The following is a 24,704-nucleotide window of genomic DNA, read 5'->3' on the forward strand; positions in this document are numbered from 1 at the left end:
GCCAGCAAAGCCACGATCAGGCGCGCACGCCCGCTCACGCGACGAGATTCACGAGCCGGTCGGGCACCACGATCACCTTGCGCGGTATCTTGCCGTCGAGCGCGCGGATGATCTTGTCGGATGCGAGCGCCGCCGCCTCGGCATCCTCCTTCGAGAGCCCCTTGGCCAGCGTCAGCGTATCGCGCAGCTTGCCGTTGATCTGCACCGCGATCGTCACTTCGTCCTCGACGAGCAGCGCCGCATCAACGTCGGGCCAGGCTGCATCGGCGATCAGCCCGCCGTCGCCGTGCGTCGCCCATGCCTCTTCGGCGATATGCGGCGCCATCGGCGCAACCAGCCGCATCAGCGTTGCGACTGCCGTGTCGCGCGAGGCAGACGGCGCGGCCTTCTCGATCGCCGCGACCAGTTCATAGAGCTTGGCGACCGCCTTGTTGAACGACAGCGCCTCGATCGCGGCCGCGACATCGGCGATCGTGCGGTGCAGCTTGCGGTCGAGCGCGCTGTCGGCGCCCACGCCGGACTTTTCGCTTTCGAACAGCCGCCACAGCCGCTGGACGAAGCGCCACGCCCCCTCGATGCCGTTCTCGCTCCACTCCAGATCGCGCTCGGGCGGCGAGTCGGAGAGCATGAACCAGCGCACCGCGTCCGCGCCGTACTGATCGACGATCGGCTCGGGATCGATCGTGTTCTTCTTGGACTTGGACATCTTCTCGACGCGACCACGGATGATCGGGATCGCCCCGCCTTCCTCGGTCTGAAAGAACAATGCCCCGCCCTCGCCGACGCTGAGGTCGGCGGGCGATACCCAGAGCGCACCCGGCGGGCCGTCATGATCAGGGATGTCGAGCTTGTAGGTCTCGTGCGTCACCATCCCTTGCGTGAACAGCCCGGTGAACGGCTCGGCAAGGTCGATCAGCCCGACGTGGCGCAGCGCGCGCGTCCAGAAGCGCGCATAAAGCAGGTGGAGGATCGCATGCTCGACCCCGCCGATATATTGCCCGACCGGCAGCCAGCTCTCCGCCACCGCCCGGTCGAAGGGCCGGTCGTCGGGTTGGCTGGCGAAGCGGATGAAATACCACGACGAATCCGCGAAGGTGTCGAGCGTATCGGTATCGCGCAGCGCATCGGCCCCGCACGTCGGACAGGCGACATGCTTCCACCTCGGGTGGCGGTCGAGCGGGTTGCCGGGGACATCGAAGGTGACATCCTCGGGCAGCTTCACCGGCAATTGCGCGCGCGGGACCGGCACTTCGCCGCACGTCGCGCAATGGATCACCGGGATCGGCGTGCCCCAATAGCGCTGGCGGCTGACGCCCCAGTCGCGCAGGCGATAGACGGTCGAGCCCTGCCCCCACCCGCCCGCTTCGGCGCGCGCAATCACCTCGTGCTTGGCGGCATCGATGTCGAGCCCATCGAGGAACTGCGAATTCACCAGCCGACCGGGGCCGCTATAGGCCGCGTCCTCGTCGAACAACGGGTCGGTCTTGTCGCCATCGGCAACGACGCGGCGGATCGGCAAGCGGTATTTGGTCGCGAAGTCGAAGTCGCGCTGGTCGTGCGCCGGCACGCCGAACACCGCGCCGGTGCCGTAGTCCATCAGCACGAAATTGGCGATATAGACCGGCAGCTCGCCCGCGCCGAACGGATGCGTGGCGGTCAGTCCGGTTTCGTAGCCGAGCTTTTCCTGCGTCTCCAGCTCGGCGGCGGTGGTGCCGCCCTGCTTGCAGCGCTCGACGAACGCCGCGGCGTCGGCATCGCGTGCGGCGAGCGCCTGTGCGATCGGATGATCCGCGGCCACCGCGACGAAGCTGGCGCCGAACATCGTGTCAGGCCGCGTCGTGAACACCTCGACCGATCCGCCATCCGACAAAGCGAAGCGAAATTGCAGCCCCTGGCTCTTGCCGATCCAGTTCTCCTGCATCAGCCGGACCTTGTCGGGCCATTGGTCGAGCGACCCCAGCCCCTCGATCAGCTCGTCGGCGAACTGCGTGATCTTGAGGAACCACTGGCTCAGCTTGCGCTTCTCGACCAGCGCGCCAGAGCGCCAACCGCGGCCGTCGATCACCTGCTCGTTGGCGAGCACGGTCATGTCGACCGGGTCCCAATTGACCGCCGATTCCTTGCGATAGACCAGCCCGGCCTTGTAGAAATCGAGGAACAGCGCCTGTTCGTGCCCGTAATAATCGGGCTCGCACGTCGCCAGTTCGCGCGTCCAGTCGAGCGCGAAGCCCAACCGCTTCAGCTGCGCCTTCATCGATGCGATATTCGCGCGCGTCCAGTTGCCCGGATGCACGCCCTTTTCCATCGCCGCGTTCTCGGCGGGCATCCCGAACGCATCCCACCCCATCGGGTGGAGCACTTCATGCCCGGTCATCCGCCGATAGCGCGCCAGCACGTCGCCCATCGTATAGTTGCGCACGTGCCCCATGTGGATCTTCCCCGACGGATAGGGGAACATCTCCAGCACGTAGCTCTTCGGCTTGGGGCTGTCGTCACGCGCGGCGAAGGTGGTGCGTTCATCCCAGACGCGCTGCCAGTGCGCGTCGGCCTTCAGGGCATTGAAGCGGGTGGTCATTGCGGTCGTCGTCGCCTCAGCCGGTTACCGCGCCGCGGCGCAGGTCGCGCGCACGCGTCAGGATGATGTCTTCCAGCTTCTGCGTCGTCGCGGCCTCGACCGGCGAGGCGACCCACTGCCCGCCGCGATTCACCTCGCGCAGCGCGGCGACGCGCACCGCATCGGCACGCAGATCCTGGTCGAGGATCGAGACGGTTACCTTCATGCGCTCGGTCGGGGTCTGCGGATTGACGTACCAGTCGGTGACGATCACGCCGCCATTAGAATCGGTCTGAAGCAGCGGCATGAAGCTGAGCGTGTCGAGCGTCGCGCGCCACAGATAGCTGTTGACGCCGATCGTCGTCACCTTCGACGCGGCGAGATCGCCCGCCGGCTTGCCGCCGCGCCCGCCACAGGCCGAAAGGCTCAACGACAGGGCAACAGCGGCCGACAGGCCAGCCGCGAGGCGCAAGGGGCGGAACATCGGCATCGTCCTTACAGGGAATTCGGGTAATCCTGCCCGCTCTACCCGCACCGTCTGCGCCCGGCAAGCACGCCTCATTGTGGACATGATGCAACAGGTGCACGACAAACCGTCGCGGCGGTAATGGACTCGGAACGGATTCCTGTTAGGCCCGCTCCAATGGTCGGACAGATTCGTTCGGCAAAAAGGGGATGGATACGATCGTGGCCGTACGGTGCCGCATCGCTGCAATCATCGGGGGGGGGCTGTTGGCCGCCGCCGTTGCAGCCGTGCCCGCGCTCGGCGCCGCCGATTCGGTCCAGCGGCCGGCCCGCAAGCTGATGTCCACCCCGCGCATCGCCGGTTCGTTCACGCCCTCCGCGGCCGATCCCAAGCTCGCGGCGCTCTTCGCGCGCGGCGGGCTCGACGCCAGCGGCTTCCGCTTCACCCCGTCTGAATCGCGGATCGGCAACCGCGCGGTGACGGTGGCGGTACGTGCGCGCTCCAGCATGACCGCGCGCGACAATGCGCGCTATGCCTCGGCCAATCCGACGACGGTCGGGCTCGCCCCGATCGCCTATAATCTGGGCGTGTCGGTCGGCTGGAAGCGGTTCGCGATCTCAGGTGACGTCGCCAAGGTCGATCTGGCCGGCATCCCGGGCAGTCGCGAAGCCGCCGACGTCGCGGTCAGCTATTCGGGCGCCAAGTGGAGCGGCCGCGTCGGTGCCACCGCAGATCGCCCGCTGCCCGGCACCGTGCGCAGCCTTACCGAGCCGAACAGCTATTCGATCGACGTCGGTGGCAGCTATTCGCTCACCCGCAATCTCGATCTGACCGCCGGCATGCGGCTGAAGACCGATCGTGAGCGCCTGACCCGCGTCGATGACGACCGTCGCGACAGCCAGGCGATCTACGTGGGCACCGCCTTCCGCTTCTGAGCCGACTGCTCATGCTACTGCCCGACCAACTGCCATCGTCGTCCCGGACTTGATCCGGGACCCCGCTTCTTCTTTAAGTCAGCGATGAAAAGCGCGACCTCGGATCAAATCCGGGGCGAAGGCCCGGACGACGCCGACCACGCATCGATCGCCGCATAGCCATCGAACCCCAGCGCCGCGATCCGCCGAAAGCGCCGTTCATCCATCCCGCCCAGCGCGATCACCGTCACCGGCAACCAACGCGCGATCGCCGCCGCACGCCACAACCCCAGCGCCGCCGCGCCCGGATGCGACCGCGTCGCGAACACCGGCGACACCAGCACCACATCGGCCCCCGCCCGCACCCCCGCCAGCGCCTCACGCCGATCATGCGCGGGCCACGTCACGATCCCCCGTCCGCGCCGCGCATGAACCCCCGTCGCACCGCGCAAGCGTGCCTCCCCCGCCACCACCAGCACCAGTCCACGCCGCCGCGCCACGCCGCGCACGCGCGCGAACAGCGCCCGACGCTCCCGCGGCGCAGTGCGATAATGGCGGAAAATGACTCCCGCGCCACGCGGCAGCCGCTCCAGCGCCGGCCACAAGCCCGCGCCCTGACGCTCGTCGGTCATCAACCAGCGGACGGGGTGGCGGGCAGGCATGCCGCTCCCTATAGCGCGCACGATGACCCCCGACGACCGTCTCGCCGCCACCCACGCCCGCATCGCGAGCGCCGCCCGCATCGCGCGGCGCGCGCCTGCCGACATCACGCTGGTCGCGGTGTCGAAGACCCATCCGCCCGAGGCGATCCGTCCGCTGCTGCTCGCCGGCCAGCGCGACTTCGGCGAGAACCGCGTGCAGGAAGCCGCTGCGAAGTGGCCTGCATTGCGTGAGGAATTCGCCGATTGTCGCCTGCATCTGGTCGGACAATTGCAATCGAACAAGGCCGCGGAGGCGGTTGCGCTGGCAGATGCGATTCACAGCATCGACCGACCGTCGCTGATCGCCGCCGTGGCGCGCGCGAGCGACGCGACCGGCCGCCGCCCGGATTGTTTCGTTCAGGTCAACATCGGTGACGAACCGCAAAAGGGCGGCTGCGCGATCGCCGACCTCCCCGCCCTGCTCGCCGAGGCACGCACGGCGGCGCTGCCGATCGCCGGCCTGATGTGCGTCCCCCCCGCCGCGGTCGAACCCGCCCCGTATTTCGCGCTGCTGGCGAAGATCGCGCGCGACCACGGCATCGCGGGGCTCAGCATGGGCATGTCCGACGATGTCGAACAGGCGGTATCGCTCGGGGCCACCCACGTCCGCGTCGGCTCGGCGCTGTTCGGAGCGCGCGCATGACCCGCTTCGACGCCCTGCTCTTCGACTTCGACGGCGTGCTGATCGAAAGCGAGGCCAGCGGCAATCGCCATATCGCCGATTATCTGACCGGCATCGGCTATCCGACCACGCCCGAGCAATCGATGGCGCAATTCATGGGGCTGGCCGGCAAGGATTTCCTCGCTGCGATCGAGGCGCATATCGGCGCGCCGATCCCGCCCGACTTCCAGACCGCGCGCCGCGCCGAAGACGAGCGCTGCCTGCTGGAAGGGATCGAGGAAGTTGCCGGCGCGACCGCCTTCGTCCGTGCGCTACCCGCGACGCTGCCGCGCGCTGTGGTATCGTCCAGCCGGGTGCGCTGGATCGCCACGCATCTCGAGCATCTCGGCCTGCGCAGCGCCTTCGGCGAGCATCTCTATTCGGGCGCCGAACATGTCACCAACGGCAAGCCCGCGCCCGATCTCTATCTGCTTGCTGCCGAAAAGCTCGGCGTCGCGATCGAACGCTGTGCGATCATCGAGGATTCGCCGGTCGGCGCGACCGGTGCCGTGGCCAGCGGCGCATTCGTGATCGGCCTGGTCGCGGGCGCGCATTGCGCTCCCAACCACGGCGACCGCCTCCGTGCGATCGGTGTCGATGCGGTCGCGAAGGATTTCAACGAGGTATCTAGCCTATTGGACCTCTGATCGCCGTCATTGTGACCCCGGCGAAGGCCGGGGGAAGCAATCCAGGGCGTCCTCATCCGGCTCTGGTTTGCTTCGCTCCGCTCGCAATGACGGGCCACAGCACCGCGCATCACAATTGATGCCCGGTCCTGTCCCGCTTGGTCGCCAGATACCGTTCGTTGTGCGGATTGGCCGGCAACGCATGCGGAACGCGCTCGATCACCGCGACCCCCGCCGCCTCCAGCCCGGCGACCTTCGCCGGGTTGTTGGTCAGCAACCGCACCCGGTCCTGCCCCAACAGCCGCAGCATCCGCGCCGCGACCCCGAAATCGCGCGCATCGATCGCAAACCCCAGCCGGACGTTGGCGTCGACGGTATCGAACCCCTGATCCTGTAACGCATAGGCGCGCAGCTTGTTGACCAGCCCGATCCCGCGCCCTTCCTGCCGCAGATACAGCAGGACGCCCCACCCCGCCGCCGCGATCGCCTGAATCGCGGCATCCAGCTGCGGCCCGCAATCGCATTTGAGGCTGCCCAGCACATCGCCGGTCAGGCATTCGCTGTGCAATCGCACCAGCGGCGGCGTGCCGTCCGAGCTGCCGATCAGCAGCGCGATATGCTCGTCGGCGCTCTCCGGCGATCGGAACGCGACGATCTCGGCATGTTCCGCTCCCGCCACCGGCAATCGCGCGCGCACCGCAATCTGCAGCGCCTGTGCATCTTCGTGCGCCGCGATCGCCCGCGCATCCACCACCTGCGCAGCCTCGCCGTCCCCGATCACGAACGCCGGCAACAATCCCGCGATTCTCGCCAGTTGCAGCGCCGCTCCCGCAGCGATCGGGGCCGAAACCGGGATCGTGCGAAACGGCCCCTTGAGCGGCGTCGCAAGATCCAGCTGCGGATCGGCCAGCGCGGTGGCCAGCGCCATGTCGAACCACGGCGCGTGCTCGACTACCACCGGCCGGTCGGGCACCGCGGCATCCAGCTGATTGGCGAGTTTCAGCGTGGCGGCGCGGCCGTTCGACAGCAGCACGTCGAAACGCCCATCGGATACGAACCGGGTCAGGCGCGCGGCATCAGCGGTTTCGATCGCCAGCAGCGTCAGCGGCGGCTCGCCCTCCGCCGTCACCGTGATCGGCCAGCCGCGCCGCATCGCATCGATCGCTCGCGCCGCATCGCGGGCTTCGGCGGTCGGTGTCACCACGCGAACTCGGTCATGATCGGTACGTGGTCGGACGGCTTCAGCCAGCTTCGGCACGGCTCGAAGACGGTGTGCGCGGTCGCGGTCCTCGCCACGTCGCCCGTCGCCCACATATGATCGAGCCGGCGGCCGCGATCGTTCTTGGTCCAGTCGGGCGAACGATAGCTCCACCAGGTGTGCAGGCGCGCCGGGGCCGGATGGAAATGCCGCCCCAGGTCGACCCAGTCGTTCGACGCCTTCAGCCGGTCGAGCGCCTCGACCTCGACGGGCGTGTGGCTGACGACCTTCAGCAGCGCCTTGTGGCTCCACACGTCGCTGGGCAGTGGTGCGATATTAAAGTCGCCGGTCAGGATCGTCGGCTCGGTCAGCCCTTCGGACCAGCGCGTCATCCGCTCGACGAAGTCCAGCTTCTGCCCGAATTTGGGGTTTACCTCGCGATCGGGGACGTCGCCGCCGGCCGGGACATAGACGTTCTCCAGCCGCACGCCGTTGGGCAGCCGCACCCCCAGATGCCGCGCCTCGCGATTGGCCTGCCAGTCGAGCCGGTCGTCGGCCGTGACCGGCACGCGCGCGATAATCGCGACGCCGTGGTGCATCCGCTGCCCGTGCAACAGGATGTGATCGTAGCCGAGCGCGCGAAACGCCTCGGACGGAAAGTCGGTGTCGACCACCTTGGTTTCCTGAAGGCACAGCACGTCGGGCTGCGCCTCGCGGAGAAATTGCTCGACGATCTCGATGCGGAACCGGACCGAGTTGATGTTCCAGGAAACGATTTTCACGGCGGTTAGGTAGCTTCGCCCCATGAGGTCGACAAGGCGTCAGGTCGACAAGGCACGCCGGCACGGCGGTTCCTGAACGAGAAAGGCCCCCGCTCCGGGGGCATGGAGCGAGGGCCGACTCAGCGTTCGTCACGCAAGCGGTAGGCGAGAGACCGAGCAACAGGGGGAAAATCCCGGCGGCCCGCCGACCGTGTTCACATACCTAAAGGCTCCCGCCTTTCGGGAAGATGAACGAATTGGACAAAAGTGCCATGATTTAGCTGGATCGCCCCTGCCGACGCGGATCGACCCAGCGGAACGTGCCATCGCTGACCGGCACGTTGAACTTCTGATCGGTCAGTCGGATCGTGGTGCGATTGCCCTGGCTGTCGAGCGCGGCCCAGCCCTGCAGCATCAACCCGCCCGGCGCGGCGGCACTGCGCGCGAACACCAACGTGATCCGGCCATATTCGGGATGTTTGGGGTCGTACGCCTCCACCGACAGTACCCCCGGATTGGTCGACGGCACCACCTTCGCATACTTCGATATGTCGCGCGTGGGATCGAGCAGCACGCCCAGCGGCGAGTTGCCGATCGGCCAGCGCTGCACCTGCTTCACCGAATAATCGATGAAGGTCAGCGCCTTGCCATCGCCGACGATCAGCAGCGGCACACCCTTCTGATATTGGAAGCGGATCTTGCCCGGCTTCTTGAGCGTCAGTGTCCCGGTCAGCACCTGTCCGTTGCGATCGGTCTGGCTGAACGCTGCGGTCATCGAATCGAGCCCCGCGATCGAGCGTTGCACCGCGGCAAGGTCCGCGCCGGTTTGCGCCGCGACCGGCGCCGCCGCCGCGGCCAGTACGGCGAGCGGCAGAAGATAGTTCGACATGTCGTCTCCCGACCGAATGAATGGCGGCGTGATGGCGGGGCGGCATTGAACCGCCCCTGAACCCGTCAGGCGAACAGCGTCGCCAGCCCCGGGGTCGTTTCGCTGCCGACCCACCCTTCGTGGATCATCCGCACCGCGACGAACAGGATCACCGCCAGCCCGATATAGGCGATCCAGCGATAGCGATCGATGATCCGCGCGATCAGGTTCGCCGCCAGCCCCATCAGCGCTACCGACAACAACAGCCCGATGACGAGGATGCCGGGATGCTCGCGCGCCGCGCCCGCCACCGCCAGCACGTTGTCGAGGCTCATCGACACGTCGGCGACCGCGACTGCCCAGGCCGCGGCGGCGAAGCTCTTGACTGGCTTGACCGCCGCAGTGCCGTCGGCAGCTTCGATCTCCGAATGCCCGCCGCTGCGGATCTCGCGCCAGAACTTCCAGCTCACCCACAGCAGCAGCAACCCGCCCGCGAAGATCAGCCCGACGATCCCCATCAGCCAGGTGACGATCAACGCGAAGAAGATCCGCAGCACCAGCGCCGCGCCGATCCCGATCAGGATCACCTTCTTGCGCTGCTCGTCGGGAAGCCCCGCGGCCAGCGCGCCGACCACGATCGCGTTATCGCCCGCCAGCACCAGATCGATCATCAGCACCGATCCGAACGCGGCCAGCGCGGCGGGATCGGACAGGTTCGAGAAGTCGGCGACGATGTGCTGCCAGATGTCACCCAGCGAGCCGGGTCCCTGGATGGCCGCACCTGCAGAAGCCGCGGCGACAAGCGTGGCGATAAGGCTCAATGTAGGTCACTCCCCGTCTGACCGCATCAATGATGCTGGCCCGCATAACGTTCCGGGCGGGGAATGCCATGGGGTTACCGTCGTCCCGGACTTGATCCGGGACCCCGCTTCTTCTTCAACCGCGCGAGGTAAGAAGCGCCGCGGGCAAAGCCCGCGTCGTCGGTCGGGTGCGCAACCGCACCCGCCGGCCGAACCGGCGTGAGTCCTGCGCCAGCATGGCGCAGGCCACGCTCGGTTATTGATTCATCGAATCGAAGAAGTCGTCGTTGGTCTTCGAATCCTTCATCTTGCCGAGCAGGAACTCCATCGCATCGACGGTGCCCATCTGCATCAGGATCCGGCGCAGCACCCACATCTTCGACAGCTGGCCCTTCTCGACCAGCAGCTCTTCCTTGCGCGTGCCGCTCTTGCCGACGTCGATCGCCGGGAAGATGCGCTTGTCGGCCACCTTGCGGTCGAGGACGATTTCGGCGTTGCCGGTGCCCTTGAACTCCTCGAAGATCACCTCGTCCATGCGGCTGCCGGTGTCGATCAACGAGGTCGAGATGATCGTCAGCGACCCACCTTCCTCGATGTTGCGCGCCGCGCCGAAGAAGCGCTTCGGCCGCTGCAGCGCATTGGCGTCGACACCGCCGGTCAGCACCTTGCCGGACGAGGGCACGACGGTGTTGTAGGCGCGGCCCAGACGCGTGATGTTGTCGAGCAGGATGACGACATCCTTCTTGTGCTCGACCAGCCGCTTGGCCTTCTCGATCACCATTTCGGCGACCTGGACGTGGCGCGTCGCGGGTTCGTCGAAGGTGGAGCTCACCACCTCGCCGTTCACCGTGCGCTGCATGTCGGTGACTTCCTCGGGTCGCTCGTCGATCAGCAGCACCAGCAGGAACACCTCGGGGTGATTATGTGCGATCGCGCGCGCGATGTTCTGCATCATGATCGTCTTGCCGACGCGCGGCGGTGCGACGATCAGGCAGCGCTGCCCCTTGCCGATCGGCGCGACGACGTCGAGCACGCGGCCCGACTTGTCCTTGATCGTCGGATCCTCGATTTCCATCTTCAGCCGCTCGTCCGGGTAGAGCGGCGTGAGGTTGTCGAAGTTCACGCGCTGGCGGACGCGCTCGGGCTCCTCGAAATTGACCTGCGTGATCTTCACCAGCGCGAAATAGCGCTCGCCGTCCTTCGGCCCGCGGATCTCGCCCTCGACGGTGTCGCCGGTGCGCAGCCCGTGCTTGCGGACCTGATTCGGGCTGACATAGATGTCGTCCGGGCCGGCCAGATAATTCGCCTGCGCCGAGCGCAGGAAGCCGAAGCCGTCGGGCAGCACCTCGATCGTGCCCTCGCCCATGATCTGCTCGCCATTTTCGGCCTGCACCTTCAGGATCGCGAACATCAGATCCTGCTTGCGCAGCGTCGAGGCGCCCTCGACGCCCAGCTCCTCGGCAAGCTGCACCAGCTCGGCGGGGGCCTTCTTCTTCAAATCCTTGAGATGCATGTATCTGTCCGATGTGATCGGGGGTCGGGGAAAGCTCGGCCGGCGATGGAGAACGCTCGAGAAACGAAGCTGTAGAGGATGCGGCGCGCACCGAGGACCGGCGACGTCACGGGCGCGAGGTATGAGTCATGCGGGGGATAGTCAAGCGCATCCGTCATTCCCGCGCGCCCGTCGTTCCCGCTCCCCTTCGTCATTCCCGCGCAGGCGGGAATCCAGACGCGCAGGTTCTCGAAAGAGTAACGGACCTCAGGGGTTCTGGATTCCCGCCTTCGCGGGAATGACGGGAGATCAGATCAAAACGGCTTCACGATCACCAGGATCACGATCAACGCGGTCGCGAGCGCCGGAATCTCGTTCATCATCCGCAGCGCCTTGTTCGACACGCCCGCCTGCCCGCGCGCCAGCTTCTTCGCATAGCCGACCGCCCAGCCATGATAGCCCGACAGCAGCAACACGATCGCCAGCTTGGCGTGCAGCCACCCCAGCCCCGGCACGCCATCCGCCAGCCCGGCGTTGAGTGCCAGCGCGAGGCCCAGCACCCAGACGACGATCATCGCCGGCGTCAGGATGATCGCGCGCAGCTTGTTCTCGCGCTCGACCCAGCGCGCGGCATCCGCGGGGTCGGACAATCCCTCCTGATGATAGACCAGATAGCGCGGCAGCATGAACAACCCGGCCATCCAGAAGATCACGAAGATGACGTGCGCCGCCTTCACCCAATCATAGGTCGCGCCCAGAAACCCGACCATGTTCAGCCCCTTACCCGTTGCAACAAATGTTCGACATGCGCGATCGGCGTATGTTGCCCGATCCCGTGGCCGAGATTGAAGACATGCGGCCGCTCCGGGAACGCCGCCAGCACCCGGTCGATCCCCGCGTCCAGCGCCGCCCCACCGGTCAGCAATGCGAGCGGATCGAGGTTGCCCTGCACCGGCAGCCCCACCGGCAGCACCGAATCCGCCCAATGCGGATCGACCGTCTCGTCCAGCCCGATCGCGTCGACCGCGGTGCCCGCGGCATAAGCGGCCAGCTTGCCGCCTGCGCCCTTCGGAAAGCCGATGATCGGCACCCCCGGGCAGCGTGCACGGACGCCGTCGACAATCGCGCGGTTCGGCGCGATCACCCAGCGCTCGAACTGCGCGGGCGACAGGCTGCCCGCCCAGCTGTCGAAGATCTGCACCGCCTCCACGCCGCTCTCGATCTGCGTCGCCAGATAATCGATCGTCATCGCGACGACCGCGTCGATGATCGCGCCGAACGCCGCCGGATCGGCATAGGCGAAACGGCGCGTCACTTCCTGATCGCGGCTGCCCTGCCCCGCCACCATATAGGTCGCGACCGTCCACGGCGATCCGGCGAACCCGAGGAAGGTCGTCTCCGCCGGCAGTAACCCGGCGACCCGCCGCACCGTCGCATAGACCGGATCGAGCCGCGTCGGCTCGGGAGTCAGCGCCGCCAGCGCCACGTCGACCAGCGCCGGGGCCAGCCGCGGTCCCTCGCCCGCGCCGAACGTCAGCTCCTGGCCCAGCGCCCACGGCACCATCAGGATGTCGGAGAACAGGATCGCACCATCGAATCCGAAGCGGCGGATCGGTTGCAGCGTCACCTCTGTGGCCGCGACCGGATCGGTGGCGAGCGCGAGGAACCCGCCCTTCTCCGCGCGCAACGCCCGATATTCGGGAAGGTACCGCCCGGCCTGCCGCATCAGCCACGTTGGCGGGCGGTCGGCGCGCTCGCCGTTCAGGGCTCGCAACAGGGGTTTGTTAACCATCGTGTGCGATCCTTCTACCTTCTAGGTAAGATTCTAAGAGAGTCTGGTTGTTGATGCGGTAGGCGCGTGGATCGCGGGGGCTTATGCGTCACCACCGGAATTGCCAACAGCTTGACTCATCCGCCAACGCCGGACGCCGTCGGATTCGACGCACACTGTCCACGTTTTTCACAGCCTGTGGATAAAATCCGGCGTTGGGGACGGCGCTGTGGATAAAATCGAGGTTGTCCACCGATCGGGGTCGCGCTTGGCGGGGCGATGAAGTTGGTCTAGCGGCTGTCCACGACTTATCCACAGATCGGTCCAGCCCGCTGATGCTCCGCCTCCACCTCCACCTGCTGTCGGACTCGACCGGCGAGACGCTGGAGAACATCGCCAAGGCTGCGCTCGCGCAATATGACGATGTCGAAACCGTCCGGCACTTCTGGCCGATGGTGCGCACCGAGACGCACCTCGACCGCATCCTTCAGGAAATTGCGCAGAATCCGGGGCTGGTGATTTTCACGCTCGTCAATCCGGTGACGCGCGCCGCGCTGGAGACGCGCTGCAAGGCGCTCGGGCTGCCCACCGTCGCCCCGCTCGATCCCGTCAACGACGCGTTGTCGATGCTGCTGGGGCAACAGGCCAAGGCGCGGCCCGGTCGCCAGCACGTCCTCGACGCCGCCTATTTCGCGCGCGTCGACGCGATCCAGTTCACGATCGCGCATGACGACGGGATCGCGCACGAGGAATGGGAGGAGGCCGATATCCTGCTCGCCGGGGTCAGCCGCTCGTCGAAGACCCCGACCTCGATCTATCTCGCCAATCGCGGGTTCAAGACCGCCAACATCCCGATCGTGGTCGAGAGCCCCCCGCCGCGCGCGCTGTTCACGCTCAAGAATCCGCTGGTGGTCGGGCTGACCACCAGCACCGACCGATTGATCCAGATCCGCCGCAACCGGCTGCTGTCGCTCAACCAGGCGACCGAAACCAATTATGTCGATCAGGACGCGGTCGCGCGCGAGATCGCCTATGCGCGGCGAATGTTCGCCGATAACGGCTGGCCGGTGATCGACGTCACGCGCCGCTCGATCGAGGAAACCGCCGCCGCGATCATCGCGCTCGTCAATGAACGCCGCGGGCTGGCGGCACGGAACACCGATTGATGCTGATTCTCGCTTCGCAAAGCGCCTCGCGCACCACGATGCTCGCCGCCGCCGGCGTGCCCTTCACCGCCGAGCCGGCCTATGCCGACGAGGCGGCGCTGAAGGCGGCGATGGCCGGCCGGCACCCGCGCGACGTGGCCGATGCGCTCGCCGAGCTGAAGGCGCTCAAGGTCAGCGCGCGGCATCCCGGCCATCTGGTGCTCGGGTCGGACAGCCTCGCGGTGCTCGACGACGGCACGATCCTCGACAAGCCGACCAGCCGCGACGAGGCGCGCGATCACCTCACGCGCATGGCGGGCAAGCGCCACGATCTGGTCAGCGCGGCGGTGATCGCGGAGAACGGTCAGGCGGTGTGGCGGATCGTCGACAAGGCGAAAATGTTCGTCCGCCCGCTCTCGCCCGCGTTCATCGAAACCTATCTCGACGCCGAATGGCCGGCGATTGCGGGCTGCGTCGGCTGCTACCGGATCGAGGGGCCGGGCGCGCAATTGTTCGCGCGGATCGACGGCAGCCAGTTCACCGTGCTCGGCATGCCGCTGCTTCCGGTGCTCGACTATCTGCGGGTCCGACAGGTGCTGCCGGCGTGAGCGTCCGTCCCTCCGTGACACCCCATTACGCCGTCACCCCGGCGAAAGCCGGGGTCCATGTTTCCGCGAGCGCAGCGGTGGAGACGAGGTCACCGACGCCCGATCGGCCAAGGTAGCATCATGATCAACACCCCCTATGCCGAGGTGATCGGCGACCCGATCGCACATTCCAAATCGCCGCTGATCCACGGCTTCTGGCTCGAAAAGCTCGGGCTGACCGCCGACTATCGCGCAACGCGGGTCGCCGGCGACGATCTCGCCGACTATTTCGCGCGCCGCACCGATGACGCCGACTGGCGCGGATGCAACATCACCGTCCCGCACAAGGTCGCGGCGCTCGATCACGTTCCCGACCCCGGCGACGTGCGCGGGATGATCGGCGCGGCGAACACCGTCTTCCGCGGTGAGGGCGGCGCGTTGATCGCGACCAACACCGATGCCGCCGGTTTCCTGTCGCCGATCGCCGATCTCGATCTGTCCGGCCAGCCGGTGGTGGTGGTCGGCGCAGGCGGCGCGGCGCGCGCGGTGCTGTTCGCGCTCGCGCGCAGCAACGTCGGCCGCGTGACATTGCTGAACCGCACCCCGCTGAAGGGCGCGGCGTTGCTGGCGCGGTTCGGCCTGAAGGGCGACGCGCTCCCGCTGACCGCACGGCTCCCCGCCGCGGCGCTGCTGGTCAACACCAGCGTGCTCGGCATGACCGGGCACGACCCGCTCGACCTCGACCTCGGCTCGCTCCCGGACGAGGCGGTCGTCTACGACATCGTCTACGCCCCGCTCGAAACCCCGCTGCTCAAGGCGGCGCGCGCGCGCGATCTGGAGACGGTCGACGGACTGGAGATGCTGATCGGCCAGGCCGCGGTCGCGTTCGAACTGTTCTTCGGCGCCGCCCCGCCACGCGAGCATGACGAGGAATTGCGCGCCCGCCTGCTCGCATGATCCTCCTCGGCCTCACCGGCTCGATCGGCATGGGCAAGTCGACCGTCGCGGCGATGTTCGCCGACGCCGGTGTGCCGGTCTTCGACGCCGACGCAACGGTGCATCGCCTGCAAGGCCCCGGCGGCGCACTGGTCACCGCGATCGAGGCGCGCTTCCCCCGCACCACCGGCCCGGCCGGAGTCGACCGCGCCGCACTGGGCGCCGCCGTGCTGAACGACGACGCAGCGCTGCGCGCGCTGGAGGCGATCGTCCACCCGGCGGTCCGCGCCGAGCGCGAAGCCTTCCTCGCCCGGCACCACGACTCGCCGCTGGTCGTGTTCGACATCCCGCTATTGTTCGAAACCGGCGGCGACCGCGACATGGATTTCGTCGTCGTGGTGTCCGCATCCGCCCCGGTGCAGCGCGAACGCGTGCTGGCGCGCCCCGGCATGACCCCGGCCCGGTTCGAAGCCATCTATTCCCGGCAGCTTCCTGACACCGAGAAGCGCGTCCGCGCCGATTTCGTGATCCCGACCGACGTGTCGCTCGACGAAACCCGCGCCGCGGTGATGCGCGTCATCGCTTGCGTGCAAGCCGGACAGCGCCGATAACGACGCGATCATGCGTGAGATCGTCTTCGATACCGAAACCACCGGCCTCAGCTTTGTCGGCGGCGACCGTATGGTGGAGATCGGCTGCGTCGAACTGGTCAACCGCGTTGAAACGGGGCGAACTTTTCACGCCTACTTCCACCCGGAACGCGACATGCCCGCCGAGGCGGAGCGTGTTCACGGCCTGTCCGCGGCCTTCCTCGCCAAACATCCGGTCTTCGCCGCCGGGGTGGAGGCGCTACTCGATTTCCTCGGCGACGCGCCGCTGGTCGCGCACAATGCCGGCTTCGATTTTTCCTTTTTGAACGGTGAGTTGGAACGCTGCGGCACTGCCGCGGTCTGTCGTTCGCGGATGGTCGACACGCTCGCGATCGCCCGCACGCGCCATCCTGGCGCGAAGCACACGCTCGACGCGCTCTGCAACCGTTACGGAATCGACCGCTCGCACCGCGTGCTGCACGGCGCCCTCCTCGACGCGCAACTGCTGGCGCAGGTCTATGTCGAGCTGATGGGCGGCCGGCAGATCGGGCTGGGGCTGGTCAGCGAGGCCGCGCCGATCGTCGTCGAACAGGTCGTCGCCGCGCCGGCCCGCACCCGCCCGCTGCGGGTCTTTTCGCCGAGCGATGCGGAACTGGCCGCGCATGCTGCGTTTCTAAAGAAGGTCAAAGAGCCTTTGTGGGGGGTCGCCGCGTCCGAATGACGCGAACGTACCGCCGGGTCGCAAGGGGGCGAGCCGGCATAGATGGAGGAAAAATATGGATATCCGGATTTCAGGTCACCAGGTGGCGATCGGCGACGCGCTGAAGGCCCATGTGCAGGACCGACTCCAGGGTATCACCGACAAATACTTCGCGCGCGCCATCTCGGCGGAAGTGACGTTCGGCAAGGGGCCGCACGACAATGGCTTCACCTGCGACATCGTCGCACACGTCACGCGCGGACTGATCCTGAAGGGCCGGCACGACGCGCATGACGCGCACCTCGTTTTCGATGGTGCCGCCGAGAAGATCGAGAAGCAGCTGCGTCGTTACGTCCGTCGGCTCAAGGATCGCCATGCCGTGCACGCGGCGACCGAGGAAACGCAGGACCGCACCGGCTATGACAATGCCGGCTACACCCTCTTCGCCGAGCAGATCGGCGAGGACGAGGCCGGCGACGCGCCGCTGGTGATCGCGGAAACGCGCGTCGACGTGCCGGACGCCAGCGTGTCGGATGCGGTGATGATGCTCGATCTGCGCAACACGCAGGCATTGTTGTTCAAGAATGCGGGCACGGGTTCGTACAACATGGTCTATCGGCGCGGCGACGGTACGATCGGCTGGGTGGAGCCGCAGCGTGGTGGTTGACCGGACCTGATGGCGAGCGATCTCAGCGACCTGCTCGCCCCCGAACTGATCGTCCTCGGATTGCCGGCCGCCTCCAAGAAGGCGTTGTTTTTCCAGCTGGGTGCGCTCGTCGCCCCCACGCTGGGGATCGACGCACGGGTGGCGGCCGAAGCGCTGGCCGCGCGCGAGAAGGAAGGCTCGACGGGTTTCGGGGACGGGGTCGCCATACCCCACGCGCGGATTCCGGAGCTGTCGCGCATCGTGCTCGCGGTCGCACGGCTCGCGCAGCCGCTCGATTTCGGTGCGCTCGACGATGCGCCGGTCGACGTCGTGGTGGCGATGTTCTCGCCTCCGCAAGCGGGCGCGCAGCATCTGAAAGCGCTCGCGCGGGTTGCTCGCCGCCTGCGCGACCGGGCGCTGGTCGCGAAGCTGCGCGGCGCGGGATCGCCCGATGCGATCTATGCGCTGCTGACCGATCATGGGGTCCGTGATGCCGCCTGAAGGTGCCGCCGCGCATTATCGCGCGCTCGAATCGCTCTATGCCGCCGCGCCGATCAATCGTTTCTTCGAATCGCGGCTCGAAGTCACCGCGCCGGGCGAGTCGCGTATCCATTTCTCGGTCGACGAGCGCCATTTCCACGCGGCAGGGGCCGCACACGGCACCAGTTATTTCAAGATGCTGGATGATGCCGCCTTCTACGCGTGCAACAGCCTCGTCACCGATCGCTTCCTGCTGACGACGCAGTTCAGCCTGTTGTTGACCCGCCCGTTGGGGGTGGGTCCGGTCGTGGCCGAAGGGCGCTGGATCAGCGGGCAGCGCCGCGTCTTCGTCGCGGAGGCGCGGCTCGTCACCGCCGACGGCGAAGAGGTAGCGCGTGGCACGGGGACGTTCATGCGTTCGCGGATCGCGCTCGCCTCGTTGCCCGGATACGCCGGGTCGTGACCATGCGTTTGCCGACGCATCTCGTGATCGGGGCGCTGCTCCGCCGCGTCAACGATTCGGGCGGGCTGGCGGTGGTGCGCGCGCGCGGCGAAGCGCAGGGCGGCGCGGTGCTGATTCTGATCGCCGAGGGACGCGGGCTGCACGCGGTGGAGCGGATGCGCGGACTCGACGATCGCGATATGTTGGTTCCCGCTGGCCCGTCGGGCGCCGATTCCGCGGGGATCGAGGAATATTGGCGGAATCGGCGTCGCGGCGATCCCGATCTGTGGGTTGTCGAACTGGACGTCCCGCACGCCGAACGGTTCGTCGCTGAAACGATCCTGTAGCATTGACCCTGTTAACCTGTTGGCCGTAGCCGAGCCGCATCGACAACGTGCGTTGTGCCGATGCGGGGTGCGATCCCGACGGTGACGCAGTCGGGGGGGACCCGGGCGATATCGAATCAGCTCACGCTGCTTCAGCGATCGTTTCCGCGCACCCACCGCACAAAAATGATGTGGAATGCCGTTCAGCTCGCGCCTCGCGACTTTCGCGACGCTTACTCTTTCGGTCCTTGCTCTGGTAGCGCAGAGTGCTCCCGGACTGGCTGCTGAACTTCCGGCGGTCCCCGCCGCGTCTACTGCGATTCAACTCGCTCTCCCCGCCCAGGTTCCCTCGATCGCCCCGGCCGAAGCGGCCGTCCAGGAAGCGACCGTCACCCCGGCGCAGGTCGAAGAGCAGATCGCCTATCCCACCCTCGCCGCGGCTGTTGCCGATCAGTCGATCCGCTCGGACGCCGACGAGGATTTGCGCTGCCTCGCCGGCGCGATCTATTTCGAGGCACGTGGCGAACCGCTCAGCGGCCAGCTTGCCGTCGCGGAGGTGATCCTCAACCGCACCCGCTCGCACCGCTTCGGCGGCAGCGCCTGTGACGTGGTGACGCAGAAGGGCCAGTTCTCCTTCGTGCGTGGTGGCCGGATGCCCGAGGCGCCGTCCAACGACGACTGGCGCACCGCGATGGCCGTTGCCAAGGTCGCGCTCAAGGATGCGTGGGAGAGCGATGCCTCCAACGCCCTGTATTTCAACCATCGTCGCGCCGGCCATGCCAATGGCGTCCGCGTCGCCTCGATCGGCAACCACATCTTTTATCGCTGATCGCGGTCGAATGGCACGAACGAGGGCGTGGCTTTCGTTCGCGTGATGTTCTATCCGGGTGGCCATGCTGACGCCTCCCGCAACCTGCCATCGGGAAGAAACCGCGGCGCTGTGCGCGCTGGATGTCGCGCGCGGCGTGACTCGGATGTTCCTGCGGCATGACCTCACCGCCATCGCGGAAGTCCCGCTGGACGGCGGGCGTCGTGCCGACCTGATGGCGGTCGATCCACGCGGACAATTGGTGATCGTCGAGATCAAGGTGTCGCGCGCCGACCTGCTCGGCGATGGCAAGTGGCAGGATTATCTCGCGCATTGCGACCGCTTCTATTGGGCGGTCCCCGCCGGCTTCGATGCCTCGCCGATCGCGGGGGAGGCATTTCTGCCCGAACGGACCGGGCTGATCGTCGCCGATCGCTATGACGCGGCGATCGTGCGCGAGGCGCGCACCGATCCGCTCCCTGCCGCTACGCGGAAGCGCTGCACACTCGCCTTTGCGCGCCGGGCGGCGCGGCGCGTCATCGCGGCACACGATCCCGATGCAGTGACCGGTTTCTGACGGCCTGGATGGCGTCGTCGCCCCGTACGAGGTCCGGGGTGACGGATCGGATCAGAATTTGGGGCCGGCGACCGGGCGCTGCGCCTTGGCGGGCGTCTCGTCTAGAATCTTGCCGATCACCGTCGCGCGCGGATCGCGCTTCACATAGTCGCGCGCCGACATGCCGGCGACATTGTCGGGCTGGTCGGGATTGCCGCCCGCGGCCAGCACCGCGCGCACCAGCGCCAGGTCGCGGCGCTGCACCGCACGGATCAGCGGCGTCTCGCCGCCATTGTTGCCGAGGTTGGCGTTGGCCTTCGACGCGGCGAGGATCTGGATCAGGTCGGGCTGGTTCGCCTGCACCGCCAGCAGCATCGCGGTGTTGCCATCCCCGTCGCGCAGGTTCGGATCGGCGCCCTTCGCGAGCAGGTAGCGCAGATACGCCGCATCGCCGCGCTTGACGACGATATGGATCGCGCCCTCGCCATTGGTGATGTCGCGCGCGTTGATGATCGTCTGGCCGGGCTGGTCGAGCATCCCGATCACCGCATTGCCGTCACCTTTTCGCACCGCCTCCAGGAATTTGTAGCTTTGCGATTGCTGCTGAGCAGCGGCGGGCAGAGCGGTGGCGGCGACGGGCAGCGCGGCGAGCAGCGCGATGGTAAGGAGCGGGCGGCGAAGCATCGGGTCAGTTCTCGCGAGGGCTGAGGGTTGCGTCGTCGCCTATAACCCATCACATCTGGCATCACCATGAACATGCGCCGTTTCGCCGCCACGCTCGCGCTGCTGCTCGCCGGGCCCCTTTCGGGCTGTGGCAGGGAGCCTGCTGGCCAGCCGCCGCTTGCCGGCGCGCGGATCGGTGGTGCCTTTTCGCTGACCGATCAGGACGGTCGCACGGTGACGGATCGCGATTTTGCGGGGCGCTACCGGATCGTTTATTTCGGTTACACCTTCTGCCCCGACGTCTGCCCCACCGATGTGCAGAACATCGCCGCGGCGCTCAAGACCATCGAGCGCGACAACCCGGCGCTGGGCAAGCGGATCGCCCCGATCTTCATCACCGTCGATCCGGCGCGCGACACCCCGGCCGCGCTCAAGCGCTTCGTCACCGCTTTCCACCCGCGGCTCGTCGGGCTGACCGGCACGCCCGCGCAGATCGCGAAGGTGGCCAAGGAATATGGCATCTATTTCGCGCGCGGCGCCGGCACCGCCGACGGCTATCTGATGGACCATAGCCGCCAGATCTATCTGTTCGATCCCGACGGCAAGCCATTGGCGCTGCTGCCCGAGGGACCACCGGCGGCGATCGTCGCGGAGGTGAAGAAATGGGCGCGCTGACCGGTCGCTTCTGGGAGACCACGCCACTCGACAAGCTCGATCGCGCGCAGTGGGAAGCGCTGTGCGACGGGTGCGGCAAATGTTGCCTGCACAAGCTGGAGGATGAGGAAACCGGCGAGCTAGTGCCGACCAACGTCGCATGCCGGCTGCTCGACCGGCGTAGCGGACAATGTTCGAACTATCGTCATCGCCGCGCCTATGTCAGCGAGTGCGTCCGCCTGACGATGGGCAACGTCCATGCGATAGACTGGCTGCCGTCCACCTGCGCCTATCGGCTGCGGGCGGCGGGCGAGCAATTGCCCGATTGGCATTATCTCGTTTCGGGCGATCGCGAGGCGGTGCACCGCGCCGGCCAGTCGGTGCGCGGCTGGACGGTCAGCGAGGACGATGCCGGCGAGCTGGAACTGCATATCGTCGACCGCGAGCTGTGACCGAGGAGATTGCGGTGGTGCGCAACCCGCGCGCGCGCCGCACGCGATTGTCGTTCGATCCGGTCACCGGGCAGGCGCGGCTGACGCTGCCGCCGCGCGCATCGCTGGCCAAGGCCCTGGCCTGGGCACGTGCGCAGGAAGGATGGATCGCGCATCAGCGCGATCGGCTCCCGGAGGCCCGGCCGTTCGTGCCGGGCGCGACGATCCCCGTCGATGGTCACCTGCTGACGATCGAATGGCGCGCGGCGGCGCTTCGCACGCCGGCGATCGATGGTGATCGGCTGGTGCTCGGCGGTCCGGTCGAGAGCGTACCGCGCCGCATCGAGCTGTGGCTCCGCCGCCGCGCGCTGGCGTTGCTGGAGCAGGATACCGCCTTCTACGCCGCGCGTGCCGGCGTGACGGTCGGCGGGGTGACGATCGGCGACGCGCGCGGGCGTTGGGGCAGCTGCGCGCATCACGGTGCGATCCGTTATAGCTGGCGGCTGGTGCTCGCCCCACCGGAGGTACGACGCGCCACCGCCGCGCACGAGGTCGCGCACCGCGTTCACATGAATCACGCGCCAGCGTTCCACGCTTTGGTCGCCGAGTTGTACGGGCGCGATCCGGTAACCGAGCGCGCGTGGTTACGCGCGAACGGGGCGGCGCTTCATTGGTTCGGGCGTTCGCCCGACTGAGCCGGGATGGTCGGGCGCGCCGGCGGCGCACCGCGCGCGGGCGGCGGCGTACGAACCGCATCGCGCCGCGGCTGCCCGGTTACGCGATCGAGCCATTCCTGATCCAGCCGCTCGTCGGGGCGCGGCTGCTGCGCCGGACGCGGCTGTTGCTGCTGCGGCTCATCACCCTGCGGCGGCAGCGGCTGCACCACCGGCCGTTCGGGGCCGAACACCGTCCCCTGCTCCGGCGCGGGAACGGCGTCGGGGCCATAGCCCGCATCCTCGCCATAGGTCGCGTTGTCGGGCGAACCATAATAACTCTCGGCATCGGGCTCGAGCTGCGCCTCGGGCAGCGTCACCGCGGTTTCGAACTGCTCGATCGGGCGCTTGGCGACCGCCTTGACCATGAACTCGCGGAACGCGCGCGCCGGCGCGGTGCCGCCGTGCAACCCGGCGATCGGGCGCGCATCGTCACGCCCCATCCACACCCCGGTGGTCAGCCCCGACGAGAAGCCGAGGAACCAGCCGTCCTTGCTGCTGGTGGTCGTGCCGGTCTTGCCCGCCACTGGCCGCCCGATCTGCGCCGCGCGCCCGGTGCCGGTGTTGACCGCGGTCTGCAGCAGGTCGGTCATCTCGGCCGCGACGTTCGGCGCGACGAGCACCTGGCTGCGGTCGACCTCGTGGCGATAGATTTCCTCGCCATCGGCGGTGACGCGCGTGATCCCGAACGGCGTAATCGCCACGCCCTTGTTGCCGACGCTGGCGAAGGCACGCGTCATGTCGATCAGCCGTACGTCGGAGGTGCCGAGCACCATCGACGGATGCGTGTTGACCGGCGTGCTGATCCCGAAGCGCCGCGCCATGTCGGCAACGGTCTGGAACCCGACCGCCTGCCCCAGCTTCGCGGCGATGGTGTTGAGCGAATAGGCGAACGCGGTGCGCAGCGTGACGCTGCCCGAAAAGCGTCGCGAATCGTTGCGCGGGCTCCAGCCGTCGATCGTGACCGGTTCGTCGACCTCGCGGTCCTCTGGCGTCCGGCCCGCTTCCAGTGCGGCCAGATAGACGAACAGCTTGAACGACGAGCCCGGCTGCCGCTGCGCCTGGGTCGCGCGGTTATAGATCGAGCTGACGTAATCGGTCCCGCCGACCATCGCGCGCACCGAGCCGTCGCGATCGATCGACACCAGCGCCCCCTGAGCACCCTTCGGCACATTGGCGCGTACCGCCGCATCGGCGTCGCGTTGCATCGCCGGGTCGAGCGTCGTCCAGACCTCCAGCGGCTTTTCGGTTTCGTCGATCAGCAGGTCGAGCTGTGGCAACGCCCAGTCGGTGAAATACCGGACGCTGTTCTGGCGCGGCGCGGGGGCGAGTTTCACCCCGACATCGTTCGCCTCACGCGCCTGATCGACCGAGATGAAGCCGTTGCGCACCATCTGCTGGATCACGACCCCGGCGCGCCCGACCGCGGCCTGCGCATCGGCGGTCGGGGAGTAATTCGACGGCGCCTTGACCAGCCCGGCGATCACCGCCGCTTCGGGCAGGCTCAGATGGTCCGCGCCATGACCGAAGAACTTGCGGCTCGCCGCGTCGATCCCGTACGCGCCGCCACCGTAATAGACCTTGTTGAGATACAGCTCGAGGATCTGCTCTTTCGAGAACTTCCGCTCCAGCGCAAGCGCAAGGATGCCCTCGCGGAACTTGCGCCCGAACTTCTTTTGATTGTTCAGGAAGATGTTGCGTGCAAGCTGCTGCGTGATCGTCGACGCGCCCTGCACCCGCCGCCCGCGTTCGTAATTGACGTATAGCGAGCGCGCGATCCCGACCGGATCGACCCCGACATGGCTGTCGAAGCGCCGGTCCTCGACCGCGATCGTCGCCTCGCGCATCACCGCGGGAATGCGATCATAGGTCAACCACTCGCCATAGCTCGGCCCGAGCGACACCAGCACCGACCCGTCGGCGGCATGGACGCGGATCATCTGCCCGTTTGGCGACGATTTGAGCGATTCAAAGCTGGGGAGCTGCGACCGCGCGATATAGACTGCGGTGAGCAATGCGGCGAACGCGAGCACGACCGCGCCAAGCACGAGTTTGACGGCAAGTCCTAACCGACGCCGCCACGGCGAGCGGGTCTTGGACGGAACGGAGCGGGAGGTGCGGGCGCGGGCCATGTCAGCCCCGTGGCGGATAGCGGCTTGAGCGATGGTGAACAAGATGTTTGGCGGCGGATGACCCGGCGCGCTTGCCCGCTGTC

General features: G+C 67.4%; 29 protein-coding genes. 17 read left to right on the forward strand and 12 right to left on the reverse strand.

The features are described from left to right. Nucleotides 1-34: 34 nt before the first annotated feature. Together leuS and SPHPH_RS0114840 are read right to left on the reverse strand one after the other, a co-directional pair. Nucleotides 35-2,575: a leucine--tRNA ligase gene (leuS, locus tag SPHPH_RS0114835; RefSeq protein ID WP_028967402.1), complete on the reverse strand. Its 2,541-nt coding sequence runs from the start codon at nt 2,573-2,575 to the stop codon at nt 35-37. A 16-nt stretch (nt 2,576-2,591) separates the two neighbouring features. Further along, complete coding sequence (locus tag SPHPH_RS0114840) at nt 2,592-3,038, reverse strand: DUF3576 domain-containing protein (protein ID WP_028967403.1); 447 nt, start codon at nt 3,036-3,038, stop codon at nt 2,592-2,594. Between the two features lie 248 nt (nt 3,039-3,286). Between SPHPH_RS0114840 and SPHPH_RS0114845 the strand changes: the two genes are divergently transcribed. Then, a complete protein-coding gene (locus SPHPH_RS0114845; protein WP_238303118.1) occupies nt 3,287-3,955 on the forward strand; it encodes a hypothetical protein in 669 nt (222 codons plus the stop codon). 104 nt (nt 3,956-4,059) lie between these two features. Here the strand turns inward: SPHPH_RS0114845 and SPHPH_RS0114850 are convergent, their stop codons facing one another. Beyond that, nucleotides 4,060-4,596, reverse strand: a complete 537-nt coding sequence (locus SPHPH_RS0114850) for a thiamine phosphate synthase (protein WP_028967405.1) — start codon at nt 4,594-4,596, stop codon at nt 4,060-4,062. Here SPHPH_RS0114850 and SPHPH_RS0114855 point away from each other — a divergent pair. Together SPHPH_RS0114855 and SPHPH_RS0114860 are read left to right on the forward strand one after the other, a co-directional pair. Then, nucleotides 4,595-5,278 carry a YggS family pyridoxal phosphate-dependent enzyme gene (locus SPHPH_RS0114855; RefSeq protein ID WP_238303120.1) on the forward strand — a complete coding sequence of 228 codons (684 nt, stop codon included), beginning with the start codon at nt 4,595-4,597 and terminating at the stop codon, nt 5,276-5,278. The two genes, SPHPH_RS0114850 and SPHPH_RS0114855, sit on opposite strands and share 2 nt — an antisense overlap. Next, the gene (locus SPHPH_RS0114860) at nt 5,275-5,943 is read left to right on the forward strand and encodes an HAD family hydrolase (protein WP_028967407.1); all 669 of its coding nucleotides are present in this window, start codon (nt 5,275-5,277) and stop codon (nt 5,941-5,943) included. The genes SPHPH_RS0114855 and SPHPH_RS0114860 overlap by 4 nt, the downstream gene beginning before the upstream one ends. Nucleotides 5,944-6,052: 109 nt before the next feature. Here SPHPH_RS0114860 and ribA read toward each other — a convergent pair whose 3' ends face one another. The 7 genes from ribA to hemE all read right to left on the reverse strand — a co-directional run bounded on the left by ribA (nt 6,053) and on the right by hemE (nt 12,833). Continuing rightward, on the reverse strand, nt 6,053-7,075 hold the full coding sequence (ribA, locus tag SPHPH_RS0114865; protein WP_051273316.1) for a GTP cyclohydrolase II: 1,023 nt from the start codon (nt 7,073-7,075) through the stop codon (nt 6,053-6,055). Between the two features lie 44 nt (nt 7,076-7,119). After that, entirely contained in the window at nt 7,120-7,902 is a 783-nt protein-coding gene (locus tag SPHPH_RS0114870) for an exodeoxyribonuclease III (RefSeq protein ID WP_028967409.1), read from the reverse strand. 256 nt (nt 7,903-8,158) lie between these two features. Next, the gene (locus SPHPH_RS0114875; protein WP_028967410.1) at nt 8,159-8,770 is read right to left on the reverse strand and encodes a LolA family protein; all 612 of its coding nucleotides are present in this window, start codon (nt 8,768-8,770) and stop codon (nt 8,159-8,161) included. A 65-nt stretch (nt 8,771-8,835) separates the two neighbouring features. Continuing rightward, a complete protein-coding gene (locus tag SPHPH_RS0114880) occupies nt 8,836-9,570 on the reverse strand; it encodes a TerC family protein (RefSeq protein ID WP_028967411.1) in 735 nt (244 codons plus the stop codon). A 235-nt stretch (nt 9,571-9,805) separates the two neighbouring features. Then, nucleotides 9,806-11,062 (reverse strand): transcription termination factor Rho, encoded by a 1,257-nt coding sequence (gene rho, locus SPHPH_RS0114885; RefSeq protein WP_028967412.1) that lies wholly within the window; start codon nt 11,060-11,062, stop codon nt 9,806-9,808. A gap of 293 nt (nt 11,063-11,355) precedes the next feature. Beyond that, nucleotides 11,356-11,811 (reverse strand): CopD family protein, encoded by a 456-nt coding sequence (locus SPHPH_RS0114890; RefSeq protein WP_028967413.1) that lies wholly within the window; start codon nt 11,809-11,811, stop codon nt 11,356-11,358. Between the two features lie 2 nt (nt 11,812-11,813). Beyond that, entirely contained in the window at nt 11,814-12,833 is a 1,020-nt protein-coding gene (gene hemE / locus SPHPH_RS0114895) for a uroporphyrinogen decarboxylase (protein ID WP_028967414.1), read from the reverse strand. A 314-nt stretch (nt 12,834-13,147) separates the two neighbouring features. Here hemE and SPHPH_RS0114900 point away from each other — a divergent pair, with 314 nt between their 5' ends. From SPHPH_RS0114900 to SPHPH_RS0114950, 11 genes are all read left to right on the forward strand, one after another. Next, the gene (locus SPHPH_RS0114900; RefSeq protein WP_028967415.1) at nt 13,148-13,978 is read left to right on the forward strand and encodes a pyruvate, water dikinase regulatory protein; all 831 of its coding nucleotides are present in this window, start codon (nt 13,148-13,150) and stop codon (nt 13,976-13,978) included. Continuing rightward, on the forward strand, nt 13,978-14,565 hold the full coding sequence (locus tag SPHPH_RS0114905; protein WP_081668645.1) for a Maf family protein: 588 nt from the start codon (nt 13,978-13,980) through the stop codon (nt 14,563-14,565). Before SPHPH_RS0114900 ends, SPHPH_RS0114905 begins: the two co-directional genes overlap by 1 nt. 120 nt (nt 14,566-14,685) lie before the next feature. After that, a complete protein-coding gene (locus SPHPH_RS0114910) occupies nt 14,686-15,501 on the forward strand; it encodes a shikimate dehydrogenase family protein (protein WP_028967417.1) in 816 nt (271 codons plus the stop codon). Continuing rightward, nucleotides 15,498-16,091 (forward strand): dephospho-CoA kinase, encoded by a 594-nt coding sequence (coaE, locus tag SPHPH_RS0114915; protein ID WP_028967418.1) that lies wholly within the window; start codon nt 15,498-15,500, stop codon nt 16,089-16,091. The genes SPHPH_RS0114910 and coaE overlap by 4 nt, the downstream gene beginning before the upstream one ends. Nucleotides 16,092-16,101: 10 nt before the next feature. Beyond that, a complete protein-coding gene (gene dnaQ / locus SPHPH_RS0114920; RefSeq protein WP_028967419.1) occupies nt 16,102-16,791 on the forward strand; it encodes a DNA polymerase III subunit epsilon in 690 nt (229 codons plus the stop codon). Between the two features lie 55 nt (nt 16,792-16,846). Continuing rightward, nucleotides 16,847-17,437, forward strand: a complete 591-nt coding sequence (gene hpf / locus SPHPH_RS0114925) for a ribosome hibernation-promoting factor, HPF/YfiA family (RefSeq protein ID WP_028967420.1) — start codon at nt 16,847-16,849, stop codon at nt 17,435-17,437. A gap of 9 nt (nt 17,438-17,446) precedes the next feature. Then, complete coding sequence (locus SPHPH_RS0114930; RefSeq protein WP_037488660.1) at nt 17,447-17,917, forward strand: PTS sugar transporter subunit IIA; 471 nt, start codon at nt 17,447-17,449, stop codon at nt 17,915-17,917. Then, the gene (locus tag SPHPH_RS0114935) at nt 17,907-18,359 is read left to right on the forward strand and encodes a PaaI family thioesterase (RefSeq protein WP_028967422.1); all 453 of its coding nucleotides are present in this window, start codon (nt 17,907-17,909) and stop codon (nt 18,357-18,359) included. Before SPHPH_RS0114930 ends, SPHPH_RS0114935 begins: the two co-directional genes overlap by 11 nt. Next, on the forward strand, nt 18,356-18,685 hold the full coding sequence (locus tag SPHPH_RS0114940; protein WP_028967423.1) for a DUF1491 family protein: 330 nt from the start codon (nt 18,356-18,358) through the stop codon (nt 18,683-18,685). Before SPHPH_RS0114935 ends, SPHPH_RS0114940 begins: the two co-directional genes overlap by 4 nt. 175 nt (nt 18,686-18,860) lie before the next feature. Beyond that, nucleotides 18,861-19,493, forward strand: coding sequence for a cell wall hydrolase (locus SPHPH_RS0114945; RefSeq protein WP_028967424.1), 633 nt, complete (start codon nt 18,861-18,863; stop codon nt 19,491-19,493). Nucleotides 19,494-19,557: 64 nt separating this feature from the next. Then, nucleotides 19,558-20,049: an MmcB family DNA repair protein gene (locus SPHPH_RS0114950; protein ID WP_028967425.1), complete on the forward strand. Its 492-nt coding sequence runs from the start codon at nt 19,558-19,560 to the stop codon at nt 20,047-20,049. A 51-nt stretch (nt 20,050-20,100) separates the two neighbouring features. Here the strand turns inward: SPHPH_RS0114950 and SPHPH_RS0114955 are convergent, their stop codons facing one another. Next, nucleotides 20,101-20,712: an ankyrin repeat domain-containing protein gene (locus tag SPHPH_RS0114955; RefSeq protein ID WP_028967426.1), complete on the reverse strand. Its 612-nt coding sequence runs from the start codon at nt 20,710-20,712 to the stop codon at nt 20,101-20,103. 66 nt (nt 20,713-20,778) lie between these two features. Here SPHPH_RS0114955 and SPHPH_RS0114960 point away from each other — a divergent pair, with 66 nt between their 5' ends. Genes SPHPH_RS0114960 through SPHPH_RS0114970 form a run of 3 tightly spaced genes read left to right on the forward strand, consistent with a single transcriptional unit; the run spans nt 20,779 to nt 22,471 of the window. Next, a complete protein-coding gene (locus SPHPH_RS0114960) occupies nt 20,779-21,366 on the forward strand; it encodes an SCO family protein (protein WP_028967427.1) in 588 nt (195 codons plus the stop codon). Then, nucleotides 21,354-21,797, forward strand: a complete 444-nt coding sequence (locus tag SPHPH_RS0114965; RefSeq protein ID WP_028967428.1) for a YcgN family cysteine cluster protein — start codon at nt 21,354-21,356, stop codon at nt 21,795-21,797. The genes SPHPH_RS0114960 and SPHPH_RS0114965 overlap by 13 nt, the downstream gene beginning before the upstream one ends. After that, on the forward strand, nt 21,794-22,471 hold the full coding sequence (locus SPHPH_RS0114970; protein WP_028967429.1) for a M48 family metallopeptidase: 678 nt from the start codon (nt 21,794-21,796) through the stop codon (nt 22,469-22,471). The genes SPHPH_RS0114965 and SPHPH_RS0114970 overlap by 4 nt, the downstream gene beginning before the upstream one ends. On the opposite strand, the gene SPHPH_RS19910 is transcribed toward SPHPH_RS0114970, so the two are convergent. Beyond that, on the reverse strand, nt 22,444-24,621 hold the full coding sequence (locus tag SPHPH_RS19910) for a transglycosylase domain-containing protein (protein WP_081668646.1): 2,178 nt from the start codon (nt 24,619-24,621) through the stop codon (nt 22,444-22,446). The two genes, SPHPH_RS0114970 and SPHPH_RS19910, sit on opposite strands and share 28 nt — an antisense overlap. Between the last annotated feature and the right edge of the window lie 83 nt (nt 24,622-24,704).

Source organism: Sphingomonas phyllosphaerae FA2 (assembly GCF_000427645.1).
GTDB classification, from domain to species: domain Bacteria; phylum Pseudomonadota; class Alphaproteobacteria; order Sphingomonadales; family Sphingomonadaceae; genus Sphingomonas; species Sphingomonas phyllosphaerae.

Coding starts and splice junctions, on each gene's coding strand:
- SPHPH_RS0114875 (WP_028967410.1), bottom strand. CDS start 8,770: ATGTCGAACTATCTTCTGCCGCTCGCCGTACTGGCCGCGGCGGCGGCG.
- leuS (WP_028967402.1), bottom strand. CDS start 2,575: ATGACCACCCGCTTCAATGCCCTGAAGGCCGACGCGCACTGGCAGCGC.
- SPHPH_RS0114945 (WP_028967424.1), top strand. CDS start 18,861: ATGCCGTTCAGCTCGCGCCTCGCGACTTTCGCGACGCTTACTCTTTCG.
- hpf (WP_028967420.1), top strand. CDS start 16,847: ATGGATATCCGGATTTCAGGTCACCAGGTGGCGATCGGCGACGCGCTG.
- SPHPH_RS0114840 (WP_028967403.1), bottom strand. CDS start 3,038: ATGTTCCGCCCCTTGCGCCTCGCGGCTGGCCTGTCGGCCGCTGTTGCC.
- hemE (WP_028967414.1), bottom strand. CDS start 12,833: ATGGTTAACAAACCCCTGTTGCGAGCCCTGAACGGCGAGCGCGCCGAC.
- coaE (WP_028967418.1), top strand. CDS start 15,498: ATGATCCTCCTCGGCCTCACCGGCTCGATCGGCATGGGCAAGTCGACC.
- SPHPH_RS0114955 (WP_028967426.1), bottom strand. CDS start 20,712: ATGCTTCGCCGCCCGCTCCTTACCATCGCGCTGCTCGCCGCGCTGCCC.
- rho (WP_028967412.1), bottom strand. CDS start 11,062: ATGCATCTCAAGGATTTGAAGAAGAAGGCCCCCGCCGAGCTGGTGCAG.
- SPHPH_RS0114890 (WP_028967413.1), bottom strand. CDS start 11,811: ATGGTCGGGTTTCTGGGCGCGACCTATGATTGGGTGAAGGCGGCGCAC.
- SPHPH_RS0114910 (WP_028967417.1), top strand. CDS start 14,686: ATGATCAACACCCCCTATGCCGAGGTGATCGGCGACCCGATCGCACAT.
- SPHPH_RS0114905 (WP_081668645.1), top strand. CDS start 13,978: ATGCTGATTCTCGCTTCGCAAAGCGCCTCGCGCACCACGATGCTCGCC.
- SPHPH_RS0114900 (WP_028967415.1), top strand. CDS start 13,148: ATGCTCCGCCTCCACCTCCACCTGCTGTCGGACTCGACCGGCGAGACG.
- SPHPH_RS0114950 (WP_028967425.1), top strand. CDS start 19,558: ATGCTGACGCCTCCCGCAACCTGCCATCGGGAAGAAACCGCGGCGCTG.
- SPHPH_RS0114960 (WP_028967427.1), top strand. CDS start 20,779: ATGAACATGCGCCGTTTCGCCGCCACGCTCGCGCTGCTGCTCGCCGGG.
- SPHPH_RS0114935 (WP_028967422.1), top strand. CDS start 17,907: ATGCCGCCTGAAGGTGCCGCCGCGCATTATCGCGCGCTCGAATCGCTC.
- SPHPH_RS0114930 (WP_037488660.1), top strand. CDS start 17,447: ATGGCGAGCGATCTCAGCGACCTGCTCGCCCCCGAACTGATCGTCCTC.
- SPHPH_RS0114860 (WP_028967407.1), top strand. CDS start 5,275: ATGACCCGCTTCGACGCCCTGCTCTTCGACTTCGACGGCGTGCTGATC.
- ribA (WP_051273316.1), bottom strand. CDS start 7,075: ATGCGGCGCGGCTGGCCGATCACGGTGACGGCGGAGGGCGAGCCGCCG.
- dnaQ (WP_028967419.1), top strand. CDS start 16,102: ATGCGTGAGATCGTCTTCGATACCGAAACCACCGGCCTCAGCTTTGTC.
- SPHPH_RS0114855 (WP_238303120.1), top strand. CDS start 4,595: ATGCCGCTCCCTATAGCGCGCACGATGACCCCCGACGACCGTCTCGCC.
- SPHPH_RS19910 (WP_081668646.1), bottom strand. CDS start 24,621: ATGGCCCGCGCCCGCACCTCCCGCTCCGTTCCGTCCAAGACCCGCTCG.
- SPHPH_RS0114965 (WP_028967428.1), top strand. CDS start 21,354: ATGGGCGCGCTGACCGGTCGCTTCTGGGAGACCACGCCACTCGACAAG.
- SPHPH_RS0114850 (WP_028967405.1), bottom strand. CDS start 4,596: ATGCCTGCCCGCCACCCCGTCCGCTGGTTGATGACCGACGAGCGTCAG.